General features: G+C 70.6%; 12 protein-coding genes. 2 read left to right on the plus strand and 10 right to left on the minus strand.

The genetic code is table 11. The annotated features are described in order from the left end of the window. Positions 1-33: 33 nt before the first annotated feature. The 6 genes from priA to ACLN58_RS11670 all read right to left on the minus strand — a co-directional run bounded on the left by priA (position 34) and on the right by ACLN58_RS11670 (position 4,080). The gene (priA, locus tag ACLN58_RS11645) at positions 34-774 is read right to left on the minus strand and encodes a bifunctional 1-(5-phosphoribosyl)-5-((5-phosphoribosylamino)methylideneamino)imidazole-4-carboxamide isomerase/phosphoribosylanthranilate isomerase PriA (RefSeq protein WP_415855423.1); all 741 of its coding nucleotides are present in this window, start codon (positions 772-774) and stop codon (positions 34-36) included. 31 nt (positions 775-805) lie between these two features. Further along, on the minus strand, positions 806-961 hold the full coding sequence (locus ACLN58_RS11650; protein WP_415855424.1) for a hypothetical protein: 156 nt from the start codon (positions 959-961) through the stop codon (positions 806-808). Then, positions 962-1,654 carry an imidazole glycerol phosphate synthase subunit HisH gene (gene hisH, locus ACLN58_RS11655; RefSeq protein WP_415855431.1) on the minus strand — a complete coding sequence of 231 codons (693 nt, stop codon included), beginning with the start codon at positions 1,652-1,654 and terminating at the stop codon, positions 962-964. A 95-nt stretch (positions 1,655-1,749) separates the two neighbouring features. Further along, positions 1,750-2,373, minus strand: coding sequence for an imidazoleglycerol-phosphate dehydratase HisB (hisB, locus tag ACLN58_RS11660; protein ID WP_415855425.1), 624 nt, complete (start codon positions 2,371-2,373; stop codon positions 1,750-1,752). A 100-nt stretch (positions 2,374-2,473) separates the two neighbouring features. Next, positions 2,474-3,595, minus strand: a complete 1,122-nt coding sequence (locus tag ACLN58_RS11665) for a histidinol-phosphate transaminase (RefSeq protein WP_415855432.1) — start codon at positions 3,593-3,595, stop codon at positions 2,474-2,476. Positions 3,596-3,672: 77 nt separating this feature from the next. Beyond that, positions 3,673-4,080: a LysM peptidoglycan-binding domain-containing protein gene (locus ACLN58_RS11670; RefSeq protein WP_415855426.1), complete on the minus strand. Its 408-nt coding sequence runs from the start codon at positions 4,078-4,080 to the stop codon at positions 3,673-3,675. 185 nt (positions 4,081-4,265) lie between these two features. Between ACLN58_RS11670 and lexA the strand changes: the two genes are divergently transcribed. Next, on the plus strand, positions 4,266-4,973 hold the full coding sequence (lexA, locus tag ACLN58_RS11675) for a transcriptional repressor LexA (protein ID WP_415855427.1): 708 nt from the start codon (positions 4,266-4,268) through the stop codon (positions 4,971-4,973). Here the strand turns inward: lexA and ACLN58_RS11680 are convergent. Together ACLN58_RS11680 and hflX are read right to left on the minus strand one after the other, a co-directional pair. After that, positions 4,970-7,036, minus strand: coding sequence for an ATP-dependent DNA helicase (locus tag ACLN58_RS11680; protein ID WP_415855433.1), 2,067 nt, complete (start codon positions 7,034-7,036; stop codon positions 4,970-4,972). The two genes, lexA and ACLN58_RS11680, sit on opposite strands and share 4 nt — an antisense overlap. Positions 7,037-7,043: 7 nt before the next feature. Next, positions 7,044-8,645 (minus strand): GTPase HflX, encoded by a 1,602-nt coding sequence (gene hflX, locus ACLN58_RS11685; RefSeq protein ID WP_415855428.1) that lies wholly within the window; start codon positions 8,643-8,645, stop codon positions 7,044-7,046. 212 nt (positions 8,646-8,857) lie between these two features. Between hflX and ACLN58_RS11690 the strand changes: the two genes are divergently transcribed. Continuing rightward, positions 8,858-9,472 carry a class I SAM-dependent methyltransferase gene (locus ACLN58_RS11690; RefSeq protein WP_415855429.1) on the plus strand — a complete coding sequence of 205 codons (615 nt, stop codon included), beginning with the start codon at positions 8,858-8,860 and terminating at the stop codon, positions 9,470-9,472. A gap of 35 nt (positions 9,473-9,507) precedes the next feature. On the opposite strand, the gene dapF is transcribed toward ACLN58_RS11690, so the two are convergent. Then, positions 9,508-10,452 carry a diaminopimelate epimerase gene (dapF, locus tag ACLN58_RS11695; protein ID WP_415855430.1) on the minus strand — a complete coding sequence of 315 codons (945 nt, stop codon included), beginning with the start codon at positions 10,450-10,452 and terminating at the stop codon, positions 9,508-9,510. Continuing rightward, positions 10,449-11,357: a tRNA (adenosine(37)-N6)-dimethylallyltransferase MiaA gene (miaA, locus tag ACLN58_RS11700; protein WP_415855434.1), complete on the minus strand. Its 909-nt coding sequence runs from the start codon at positions 11,355-11,357 to the stop codon at positions 10,449-10,451. The genes dapF and miaA overlap by 4 nt, the downstream gene beginning before the upstream one ends. Between the last annotated feature and the right edge of the window lie 19 nt (positions 11,358-11,376).

The following is an 11,376-nucleotide window of genomic DNA, read 5'->3' on the forward strand; positions in this document are numbered from 1 at the left end:
TGCCGAGGTGCGGGTCCGCCGTCCGCGCCCACGTCAGCGGCGGCCGGCGACGTCGAGCGCTTCCGGAAGCGTGAACTTGCCCGCGTACAGCGCCTTGCCCACGATCGCGCCCTCGACGCCGAGCGGCACGAGCTCGCGCAGCGCGCGCAGATCGTCGAGGCTCGAGATGCCGCCGGACGCGACGACCGGCTTCGTGGTCCGCTCGCACATCTGCTTGAGCAGCTCGACGTTCGGGCCGCGGAGGGTGCCGTCCTTCGTGACGTCAGTGACCACATAGCGAGCGCACCCGGAATCCTCTAGGCGCGCGAGCACCTCCCACAGGTCGCCGCCCTCCTTGGTCCAGCCGCGCGCCGCGAGCGTCGTGCCGCGCACGTCGAGGCCGACGGCGATCCGGTCGCCATAGCGCTCGATCGCGCGGGCCGTCCAGGCCGGGTCCTCGAGGGCGGCCGTGCCGAGGTTGACTCGCGCCGCGCCGAGCTCGAGCGCGGCGTCGAGGGAGGCGTCGTCCCGGATGCCGCCCGAGAGCTCGACCTTGACGGAGAGCTGCTTCACGACGTCGGCGAGCAGGTCGCGGTTGCTCCCGCGCCCGAACGCGGCGTCGAGGTCCACGAGATGAACCCACTCGGCGCCGTCGTTCTGCCACGCGAGCGCGGCGTCGAGCGGGGCGCCGTAGCTCGTCTCGCTCCCCGCCTCGCCCTGCACGAGGCGCACCGCCTGGCCGTCCGCGACGTCCACGGCGGGCAGGAGTTCGAGGATGGGCTCGACGCTGGTCATGGGTGGTCTCCTAGTAGTGATGGCCTGGCGCTCAGGCCTGCAGGGTGAACAGATAGGCGGCGACGAGGGCCGCGGCGGCGAGGACGCCGAACGAGATCCACGTCCAGTTGGGCAGGCCCTGCCGCCGGAACGAGACGACACCGCCCACGAGGAGCCCGGCGAGGCCGAACAGCAGAATGGACCACATTCAGGCGGCAGCCTTCGGCTTGAGGGACGAGACCCAGTTCCGCAGGAGGCGGGCCCCGGCGTCCCCCGACTTCTCGGGGTGGAACTGCGTCGCGCACAGCGGGCCGTTCTCGACCGCCGCGACGAACGGGGCACCGTGCTCGGACCACGTGACGAGCGGTGCGGCCATCCGAGGCTGGCTCACGTCGAACTCCCACGTCTGCACGCCGTACGAGTGCACGAAGTAGAAGCGCTCCGACTCGACGCCCTCGAAGAGCTTCGAGCCCTCCGGCGCCGTGACCGTGTTCCACCCCATGTGCGGCACCACGGGCGCAGGCAGGAGCTCGACGACGCCCGGCCACTCGCCGAGGCCTTCGGACTCGACGCCGTGCTCGACCCCCCGTTCGAACAGGACCTGGAGGCCCACGCAGATCGCGAGGACCGGGCGCCCGCCCGCAACGCGACGGCCGATGATGCGCGCGCCGTCGACGGACTTGAGCTCGTCCATGACCGTCGCGAACGCGCCGACGCCCGGGACCACGAGGCCGTCCGCGTTGAGGGCGTCCTCGGGCTTCGCGCTGAGCGTCACCGCGGCCCCGGCGCGCTCGAGCGCGCGCACGGCAGAGCGCACGTTGCCCGAGCCGTAGTCGAGGACGACGACGGTGGGACGCCCCTCGGGGTCAGGCGCGGGTCCGCCGAGATTGCGTGCGTCGATGGCGACGCCGTTGTGCGGCTCGGGCGCGCTAGCGCCGTTCGCCGCGCCGTTCGCGGTCGTCCCGGTCGCGGTGGACCCATTCGCGGTCGTCCCGGTCACAGGGCGCCCTTTGTGGACGGAATGGCGTCGCCGATCCGCGGGTCAGGCTCGACGGCCGCGCGAAGTGCTCGCGCGAACGCCTTGAACTGCGCCTCGACGATGTGGTGCGGATCGCGACCCTCAAGCACACGCATGTGGAGGCAGATGCCGGCGTGGAGGGTGATCGCCTCGAACACGTGACGCGTGAGCGATCCCGTGAAGTGCCCGCCAATAAGGTGGTACTCCTGCCCCGCCGGTTCACCCGAGTGCACGAGGTAGGGGCGGCCCGAGACGTCGACGACGGCCTGCGCGAGGGCCTCGTCGAGCGGCACGGTGGCCTCGCCGAAGCGGCGGATCCCGGCCTTGGAGCCGAGCGCCTCCTTGAGTACCTCGCCGAAGGTGATGGCGATGTCCTCGACCGTGTGGTGCACGTCGATATGGGTGTCCCCGCTGGCCTTCACGGTGAGGTCAATGAGCGAGTGCTTCGAGAGAGCCGTGAGCATGTGGTCGTAGAACGGCACGCTGCTGGAGATGTCCGAGCGGCCAGTTCCGTCGAGATTGATCTCGACGACGACCGACGATTCGGACGTGGTGCGCTCCATCCGCGCCGTGCGCGGCGCGGTCTGCAGCTGGGTGCTCATGGCTGTCCGTCCTTCACTGGGCCTGTCCTTCAACGGGGGCGACTGCGGGGGGCCTACTCATTCTAGGTGGGTTCTTCTAGATGAGTTCTTCCAGGTGGGTTCAGGCCGGGTCCTCGCGGAGAAGCTCCTCGAGCCGAGTCAGGAACGCGCTGGTCTCTGCGTCCGTTCCCGCAGTGACCCGCAGGCTCCCGGGGATGCCGACGTCGCGCACGAGGATCCCCGCCTCGAGGAGGCCGCGCCACACACGCTGGGGGTCGCGGAGCCCCGTGAAGAACACGAAGTTCGAGTCCGAGGTGGCCGGCCGGAGGCCCAGCCGCTCGAGCTCCTTCACGATCCGGTCCCGCTGATGCTTGATCTCTTCGACCTCGGACATGAGTGACGCGCGGTGGCGCAGCGCCGCGAGGGCGGTCGCTTGGGTCACGGCGGAGAGGTGGTATGGAAGGCGCACGAGCCGCAGGGCGTCGATGACCTCGGGGGCCGCCGCGAGATAACCGAGACGGGCACCGGCAAGGGCGAACGCCTTGCTCATGGTTCGGCTCACCACGAGCCGCGGACGGCCGGGGAGGAGCGTGAGAGCACTCTGCGTGCCGAGCTGCGCGAACTCGGCGTAGGCCTCATCGACGATCACGATCGCCTGGCTCGCCTCGCCGGCTTCGTACACGGCCTCGACGACGTCGAGGCCCAACGCCGTGCCCGTGGGGTTGTTCGGCGAGCAGAGGAACACGAGATTGGGGGCCAGCTCGCGGACCTGCCGGGCCGCCGCATCGGCCGTGAGCTCATAGTCGGCCCCGCGAACGCCCTTGAGATAGGCCGTCCCGGTGCCGGCCGCGAGCAGCGGATACATCGAGTACGTGGGCGGGAAACCGAGAGCCGAGCGGCCTGGGCCGCCGAACGCCTGGAGAAGCTGCTGCAGCACCTCGTTCGAGCCGTTGGCCGCCCACAGCTGCTCGGACGCGAGCCCGTGGCCCAGATACTCGGCAAGGGCCTCGCGGAGCTCCGTGAACTCGCGGTCAGGGTAGCGGTTCAGCCCCGCAACAGCGGCCCGCACCGCCTCGGTGATGGCGTCTTGAACGTCGGCCGGAACCCCGTACGTGTTCTCGTTGACGTTGAGCATGATGGGGACGTCGAGCTGCGGCGCCCCGTACGGGTGCTGTCCACGCAGATCCTCACGGAGCGGGAGGCGGGCAAGCCGCTCCTCCGGGGTGAGGTCGTCCGGCTGAATACCGCCGGAAACAGAGGCTTGGACAGTCCGCTCGTTCACCGGTCCAGCCTACGCCCGGCCGCGGTCGCCTCCCGCATTCATGACTTGGGGACGAGCAGCTGCTGCCCCGGCATCACGCGGGCCGAATCGAGTCCGTTGAGCTCGAGGATCTCGCCGATCACCACGCGCGGGTCCCGGTCCGGGGCGTACTGCGCCGCGACGGACCACAGGGACTGCCCCTGCTGAACCGTCACGTGCACCGCCGGGGTAGTCACCGGCGCCGAGTCGCCCGCCCGGGCGGGCGACATGAGGGCCGTGAGTCCCGCGAGCAGCATCAGGCATGCGAGGAAAACGGGAACGGCGATCAACACGAACCGCCCGCGACGCGTAAGGCGCAGCTTCGGTCGGCGCACCGACTCGGACTGGGCGGCGTCGCACGCACCCAGAAGGTCGTCGAGCAGGACCCTCTGCGGGGCGGAGAACGGTGCTGCGAATGCGTGTGCCACGGGACTTCCTCCTCGGCAGTTCTTTCGAAACTGTATTCGAATCTTCTAGAACACTTTTTAGCACCTCTGGACGAATCATGTCCAGACTCGATAGAACAAATGTTTGAAAGGTGCGTCTGTGTCCCCTACGGTGGAATCAGGATGCTGAGGGGCACCGACAAAATAAGAAACAGAAGGAGCACGGCATGGCAGGAGTGGCCAAGGCGGCCAAGGGTCTCACAGTGCGCCAGCGCAAGATCCTTGAGACGATCCAGCGCTCGGTCCAGACCAAGGGCTACCCTCCGTCGATGCGCGAGATCGGAGACACGGTCGGCCTCGCGAGCCTCTCGAGCGTCACGCACCAGCTCGCGCAGCTCGAGAAGCTCGGCTATCTGCGCCGGGATCCGAAGCGCCCGCGCGCCATGGAAGTGCTCATGCCGCTGAGCCTCGACGAGGGCCCCCTCACGATCGAGACCCAGCAGGCGGCGCCGCTGCTCGGGATCGGTGGGATCACCGTGGACGACATGGCGAGCGCCGCGGACACGGCCATGGTCCCGCTCGTGGGCCGCATCGCCGCGGGTGGTCCGATCCTCGCCGATCAGGTAGTCGAGGACGTTATGCCGCTCCCCCGCCGGCTCGTGGGCTACGGCGAGCTGTTCATGCTCAAGGTCAAGGGCGATTCCATGATCGACGCCGCGATCTGCGACGGCGACTGGGTCGTGGTGCGCCGCCAGAACGACGCCGAGAACGGCGACATCGTCGCCGCACTCCTCGACGACGAGGCCACCGTCAAGACGTTCCGCCAGCGCGACGGCCACACGTGGCTGCTCCCCCAGAACACGCGCTACGAGCCGATCCTCGGCGACCACGCGACCATCATGGGGCGCGTCGTCTCCGTGATGAGGTCGGTCTAGTCAGCGCCGGCGGCGGCAAGCCGCTCGAGAGCCTGAAGCACGACGGCGCGGTCGGTGGTGCCCCAAAGCGGCGGTAGGGCAGAGCGGAGGAACGCCCCGTAGCGCTCCGTCGCGAGCCGCGAATCGAGGACCGCGACGACACCGCGGTCCTGAGTGGACCTGATGAGGCGCCCCGCGCCCTGTGCCAGCCGCACGGCCGCATGGGAGGCGGAGACGCTCATGAAGCCGTTCCCACCAGCCTGCGCAACGGCACGGGAGCGCGCCGTGGTCATGGGATCGTCCGGGCGCGGGAACGGAATGCGGTCGATCACCACGAGGCGGCATGAGTGCCCCGGGACGTCGACGCCTTGCCACAGGGTCATCGTGCCGAAGAGGCACGTGTCCGGCTCGTCGGCGAACTGGCGCACGAGCGCGCTCATGGACGACTCGCCCTGGCACAGGATCTCGACGTCGAGGCGCTTGCGGAGCTCGTCGGCCGCCTCCTCTGCAGCCCGGCGCGAGGAGAAGAGGCACAGCGCGCCGCCCGAGGACGCGCGAATGAGCGCCTCGAGCTCGTTGACGGCCTCGGGCGAGAGGCCACGCCCGGGCTTCGGCAGGTGCCGCGCGACGTACAGGACGCCCTGCTTCGGGTAGTCGAACGGCGAGCCGACGTCGACCCCCGTCCAGCTCGGCGCACCGTTCCCGAGCAGGCCCAGCCCACCGGCGGCGGGCTCGAAGGCGGAACCGATGGCGAGCGTCGCGGAGGTCAGGATCACGGTGTGCTCGGCGAAGAGCCCGTCCCGGAGCTTGCCGCCCACGTTGAGCGGGGCGATGTTGAGCGTCGCCGGGGCGTCGTCGGCGGGCGCCGCGTATCCGGTCGCGGGATCGAACGAACCAGCGCGCGAGGCCCACATGACTTCGCCGTTCTCCTCGGCACCGACGAACCGCTCGCAGCATTCCAGGATCGCAAGGAGCCGCGACCTCGCGACTTGCCGCCCGCCGTCGGCCGCGGCCTGCCCCTCGCCCGCCTTCGCGTCGGAGAGCGCCGCCCGGCACGCGTCGCGGAGCAGCTCGATCACTTGGACGAGCTCGCCCGTGAGCCCGCGGGCCAGCAGACCCGTGGGCACGGACGCGAGCGTGAGCTCGAGCTGGGCGGCAGCCGCCTGGAGGGCCTCGACGGAGATACCGCAGTGCCGGCGCGCGCCCGCGGCCGCCGCCGTGATCATCCCGACGGAGAGCTGGGCGCTCACGGCGCCCGTGACGCGGTCCTGGAGCTCGTGCGCCTCGTCGACCACGACGACGTCGTACTCGGGCAGGACGCTGAGGCCCTCGAACGCGTTGATCGCGAGCATCGCGTGATTCGTCACGACGATGTCCGCCTCCGCGCCGTGCTGCCGCGCGAGCTCGCTGAAGCACTCGGCGGCCAACGGGCATCTCTGCGAGCCGAGGCATTCGAGGGCCGTGACCGAGACCTGCCGCCACGCGCGGTCGGAGACGCCGGGCACGAGGTCGTCGCGGTCGCCCGTCTCGGTCTCCTCGGCCCAGTCCCTGAGTCGCTTGACCTCCCGCCCGAGCTGCGTTGTGGGGCCACCTGTCCCGCTGGCGGCGGGATGGGCGACGGCGGTGTCCTCCCCGAGCGCGAAGAGCTGGCCCTCCGCTGGCTCGTCGGTGGGGAAGCCGCCCGAGATCTTGTGCTTGCAGAGGTAGTTCGAGCGTCCCTTGACGAGGGCGACGTCGACAGTCCCCTCGAGCTCGGGAGCGATCGCCTCGAGGAGCCTCGGCAGGTCCCGGCCCACGATCTGCGCCTGGAGCGCGAGGGTCGCGGTCGCGACGACGGAGGGCCTCCCGCTGTGCCGCGAGTGCGCGATGAGCGGCACGAGGTAGGCGAGGGACTTCCCCGTGCCGGTGCCGGCCTGAACGAGGAGGTGCTGCTCGTCCTCGATCGCCCTGGCCACCTGGCGCACCATCTCGTGCTGCCCATCCCGCTGCTGGCCGCCCATCGCGGCCACGGCGACATCGAGCAGCCGCACGGCGGCCTGCTCCGCCGTCTCCGCCGCGGCCTGCTCCGCCGCCCCCTCGCTCATGACTTCCTCACTCATGAACCGTGAACGGCTCCAATTCCGCCACGAACTCGTCGCGGACCACGACGTGGGCCAGCGTGCCGTCTGCGGTGTGTTCGAGCGAGCGGATCTCCGAGCTGCTCTCGTGAAGTCGGCTCAAGAGATCGCCCCTGTTGTACGGGACCAGGATGGTGAGCGCGACGTGCGGCCGCGGGATGGCGTCGCTGATCGCCTTCTTGAGCTCGTCGATGCCCAGCCCCGTGCGCGCCGAGACCACGACGTGCCGCGGTTCGCGCTGCCGGAGCCGCTCGAGCACGTACGGATCGGCGGCGTCCGCCTTGTTGAGCACGATGATCTCCGGCACCTTCCGCGCGTCGACCTCGGTGAACACCTCGCGCACGGCCGCGATCTGTCCCTCGGGGTCGGGATGGGACGCATCGACGACGTGCAGGACGAGATCGGCGTCGGCCACCTCCTCGAGCGTCGAGCGGAACGCCTCGATGAGCTGCGTGGGCAACGAGCGGACGAATCCGACCGTGTCCGCGAGGGTGTACGGGAGCCCGTCGGCCGTCTCGGCGCGCCGCACGGTTGGATCGAGGGTCGCGAACAGCGCATTCTGCACGAGGACGCCCGCGTCGGTGAGCCGATTGAGCAGCGAGGACTTGCCCGCGTTCGTGTAGCCAGCGATCGCGACCGAGGGGACCTCGTTGCGCTTTCGGTTGGCACGCTTCGTCTCGCGAGCGGGCTTCATGCCCGCGATCTCGCGGCGGAGCTTGGCCATGCGCGTGCGGATGCGGCGCCGGTCGAGCTCGATCTTCGTCTCACCGGGACCACGGGACCCGATGCCGCCGCCCGCAGCGCCCACACGGCCACCGGCCTGCCGGGACATCGACTCACCCCAACCGCGAAGGCGCGGAAGCAGGTACTCGAGCTGCGCGAGCTCGACCTGCGCCTTGCCCTCGCGGCTCTTTGCGTGCTGCGCGAAGATGTCGAGGATGAGGGCCGTCCGGTCGATGACCTTGACCTTGACGATGTCCTCGAGCCCGCGTCGCTGCGACGGCGAAAGCTCCGAGTCGACGATCACAGTGTCGGCCCCGGTCGTGTAGACGATGTCCTTGAGCTCTTGGGCCTTGCCGGAGCCGAGGAAGGTCCCCGCGTCCGGCTTGAGGCGGCGCTGGACCACGCCGTCGAGCACCTCGGAACCCGCCGTCTCGGCCAGCGCCGCGAGCTCGTGGAGCGAGTTCTCGGCGTCCTCGAGCTTCCCTTCGCTCCAGATTCCCGCGAGGACCACCCGCTCGAGCCGGAGCTGCCGATACTCGACCTCGGTGACATCCTCGAGCTCCGTCGAAAGGCCCCCGACGCGGCGCAGGGCGCGACGTTCCTCGAGGTCTCGCTGCTCGCCGTCGTACTCGCTGTGTTCCTCGGCGAGCTCGGAGATGGCGAGCGCCTTGCCGCTCGCAAGCCCGGCGCGCCGCGACGAGGCGGCGTCGCCGTCCTCGGCGGACCGCCGGCCGGCGCCCTTGGCCGTCGCTGCCTCTTCCTTCGCGAGGATCCGGTCGATGACGGCCTGGATGTCCTGCGCGCTGAGGTCCTGCGGCTGAGGCTCTGACGCGGCGTCGTGGTGGTTGGTCATGTTCTCCTTCGGACGGGATGCATTTCCAGAATAGTTCTCAGGGGTGACAAAAGAGGGCTCACGCGTCACGGCGTTCTCCTAGGGGTAGTCCTGTAGAGCCCGGCCGGACCACGCTCGATGGCGTGGGGTCGACGGCGGGGCGGGGCCAGCAAAGAGTGGTGGCTACTTGAACAGGCGCATGGAGACGATTCTACCCGATACGCTGGATGCCCATGGACCCCGCCCACTATTTCAACGCCCAGCCTGCCGTGCCCGACGTGCGGCGACCGCTCGCCGTCGTCCTCGAGGGCCGCGAGCTCGCGCTCGAGACTTCGGCCGGCATCTTCAGTCCGGACGGCGTGGACAAGGGCACCGCGGTCCTGCTCGAGGAGGCCCCAGACCCCGCGCCCGAGGGCGCCCTGCTCGACATCGGCTGCGGCTGGGGCCCCATCACGCTGACCATGGCGCTGCGCTCGCCGGGTGCCACCGTGCATGCGGTCGACGTCAACGAGCGCAGCCTGTCCCTCACGGCGGCGAATGCTCGCCGGATCGGGCTCACGAACGTCCGCGCGGCCCTCCCCGAGGCCATACCAGCGGACATCCGGTTCGCGACGATCTGGTCCAATCCGCCCATCCGCATCGGAAAGCAGGCCCTCCACGAGCTGCTCCTGCTCTGGCTTCCGCGCCTCGCGGTGGGCGGCGAGGCGTGGCTCGTGGTCCAGAAGAATCTGGGGGCGGACTCTCTCCAGCGTTGGCTCGCCGACGAGCTGGGCGGCGCGTACGACGTCGCGCGCGCGGCGACGTCGAAGGGTTTCCGCGTCCTGTGCGTCACCCGGGTCGCTGAGTAGGCTCGGCAGGATCCCGGCGAAAGCCCAGGCGTGAGCTAGCTGAGGGTGCCGCGCGCCACGATCACGGCCGGGCCGCTGAGCTCGACGTGCTCGGCGCCGTCGGCCCCCGTCACGAATGCGACGCCCACGGTGCCGCCCGGGACCCGGACGTCCCAGCGGTTGGGTGCCCCTTGTCCTGCCCAATGCCGGATGGCGACGGCGGCTGCGCAGGCGCCCGTCCCACACGACTGCGTCTCGCCCACTCCGCGCTCATGCACGCGCATCGCGATGTTCCCGATGCCCTCGCGGACGAGCGGCTCGGACGGGACGACGAACTCGACGTTCGTCCCGTGCGGCGGGACGGGTTCGACGTTCGGCGCGGTGAAGAGGCGAAGCCGGGTGAGCTCGCCGTCGGCGGCGAGTGCCACGACCGTGTGCGGATTGCCCATGCTCACGCTCAGTGCGGGGCGGGCGACGTCGAGGCCGTCCGCCGTCACGAGCGAATCGCCGGCCTCGGCCTCGGCCTGCGCGGGGTGGATGAACTCCCACGGGCCCATGTCCACCGCAAACCCGCCCTCGCGGCGCTCGACGCGCTTGATGCCTGCGCGCGTGCCGATCGGAAGCACCTCCCCGGGTGCGAGCTCGATGAGGCCCTGGTCGAGGAGGAACGCGACGAAGACCCGGACGCCGTTGCCGCACATCTCCGAGATGGAGCCGTCCGCGTTGCGGTAGTCCATGAACCACGCGGCGCCGGCGTCCTCGGCGAGGATCTCGCGCCCCTCGGGCAGGTGCTCGGACCGGACGGCGCGGATGAGCCCGTCGGCTCCGATCCCGAGGTGGCGGTCGCACAGCGCTGCGGCCTGCTCGGCGCTGATCTCGCGGAGTCCCTCGGGATCCGCGACGAGGACGAAGTCGTTCCCCGTTCCGTGCCCCTTGGCGAACGCGAGTCCGGCGAGCTGGGCGAGGGGGCTGGCGGCAAGGTCAGTCACGGGGACGGTCATGAGTCAAGAATACCGAGCGCGCTCGCCACGACGTCCGGCCCGAGCGCGTCGAGCCAGTGGACGCGGGGGTCGGCGTGGAACCACGTGGCCTGCCGGCGCGCGAACTGCCGCGTGGCCACGGTCGTCTCCTCGGCTGCCCGCTCGATCGTCGACTCGCCGTCGAGAACGCGCAGGAACTGCGCGTAGCCGAGGGCCCGGGACGCCGTCCTCCCTTGCCTGAGTCCCGCCGCGTCGAGCGCGCGCACCTCGGCGAGGAGGCCGCCGTCGACCATTCTGCCGACCCGCGCCTCGAGCCGAGCGTGGAGCGTGGGGCGATCCATGTCGAGCCCGATCTGGATGGCCGGCCGCACGTACTCGCGCCGCGGCATGTACGAGCTGAACGGACGGCCCGTGACCTCGAGGACCTCGAGCGCGCGGATGATCCGGCGCGCGTCCCGAAGCCTCGTCCCCGAGGCGGGATCGGCAGCCGTGAGCCGGCTCGCGAGGGCGCCGAGGCCCTCCCGCTCGGCCTCGGCCTCGAGCCGTGCCCGAACCGCCGGATCGGTCCCGGGGAACTCGAGGACGTCGAGAGCCGCGCGCACGTACAGGCCCGAGCCGCCCGCGAGGATCGCGCGCTTCCCGCGCGCGTGGATGTCGGTGATCGCGGCGCGCGCCTCGGCTTGGAATTCCGAGACGCTCGCCTCCTCGCGCACGTCGAGGATGTCGAGCAGGTGGTGCGGGACACCGCGGCGTTCCGCGACGGTCATCTTGGCCGTGCCGATGTCCATGCCGCGGTAGAACTGCATCGAGTCCGCGTTGACGATCTCACCACCCAGCGCGAGGGCGAGCTCGACCGCGAGATCAGACTTTCCAGTTCCGGTGGGACCGACGACGGCGATGACCGGCGGAGCGTCGACCGGCGCCACAGCGTCAGCCCGCGCGGAC

Origin of the sequence: Sinomonas sp. G460-2 (assembly GCF_047759905.1) — a bacterium.
Lineage (GTDB): Bacteria > Actinomycetota > Actinomycetes > Actinomycetales > Micrococcaceae > Sinomonas.

What these genes read in the sequence shown, in the direction of transcription:
- lexA (WP_415855427.1), top strand. Translation starts at nt 4,266, where the DNA reads ATGGCAGGAGTGGCCAAGGCGGCCAAGGGTCTCACAGTGCGCCAGCGC.
- ACLN58_RS11680 (WP_415855433.1), bottom strand. Translation starts at nt 7,036, where the DNA reads ATGAGCGAGGGGGCGGCGGAGCAGGCCGCGGCGGAGACGGCGGAGCAG.
- priA (WP_415855423.1), bottom strand. Translation starts at nt 774, where the DNA reads ATGACCAGCGTCGAGCCCATCCTCGAACTCCTGCCCGCCGTGGACGTC.
- dapF (WP_415855430.1), bottom strand. Translation starts at nt 10,452, where the DNA reads ATGACCGTCCCCGTGACTGACCTTGCCGCCAGCCCCCTCGCCCAGCTC.
- ACLN58_RS11690 (WP_415855429.1), top strand. Translation starts at nt 8,858, where the DNA reads ATGGACCCCGCCCACTATTTCAACGCCCAGCCTGCCGTGCCCGACGTG.
- ACLN58_RS11650 (WP_415855424.1), bottom strand. Translation starts at nt 961, where the DNA reads ATGTGGTCCATTCTGCTGTTCGGCCTCGCCGGGCTCCTCGTGGGCGGT.
- hisB (WP_415855425.1), bottom strand. Translation starts at nt 2,373, where the DNA reads ATGAGCACCCAGCTGCAGACCGCGCCGCGCACGGCGCGGATGGAGCGC.
- hflX (WP_415855428.1), bottom strand. Translation starts at nt 8,645, where the DNA reads ATGACCAACCACCACGACGCCGCGTCAGAGCCTCAGCCGCAGGACCTC.